General features: G+C 59.6%; 1 protein-coding gene. It reads left to right on the top strand.

Annotated elements, in window-relative coordinates; translation table 11 throughout:
- A partial coding sequence (locus EN749_RS36990; RefSeq protein ID WP_145991232.1) for a single-stranded DNA-binding protein occupies nt 1-316 on the top strand: 316 nt, incomplete at its 5' end.
- Between the last annotated feature and the right edge of the window lie 192 nt (nt 317-508).

Here is a 508-nt window from a genome sequence, read left to right as displayed (position 1 = left end):
CCGTTTCACCGTTGCCGGGAACGTAGGCAGCGTCACCAGCTTCAATAAGGCGGTCAAGGTCAGCATCGCTGCCGACCGCCATTGGACCAACGACGCCGGGAAAAAGGAAACCAGGACGGATTGGGTCACTGTCACCGTGTTCGATGATCAGGCCGCGTGGATCAAAGACAACGTCTCCAAAGGCCAGCCGGTCATAGCTGAAGGCCGCATAAACAACTCATCCTACGAAAAGGACGGCGAGACGGTCTACACGACCGATCTGGTCGCGACGACCTTCAACGCCTTTCAGGCGACCAATGCCAATGCGAACGACTGACGTCCGACGGCTCAGCACCTTCGATCCTCCTTCCGGGAGCGGTGTCAGCGGGGTTGGTCACCGCGGCGCCGCAATTCGGCAAAGCACGGCAATGGCCGCCAAGTTTGCACCCCCTCCCCTTCGGCCGAGTGGCGCCCTGGCAAGCCATCCGCCAAACAAGGATGATAGTCATGGAAGACGACCTACTTGATG

Origin of the sequence: Mesorhizobium sp. M7A.F.Ca.ET.027.02.1.1 (assembly GCF_004022985.1) — a bacterium.
Classification (GTDB): Bacteria; Pseudomonadota; Alphaproteobacteria; order Rhizobiales; family Rhizobiaceae; genus Mesorhizobium.
This window is presented reverse-complemented; position numbering and strand designations above follow the sequence as displayed.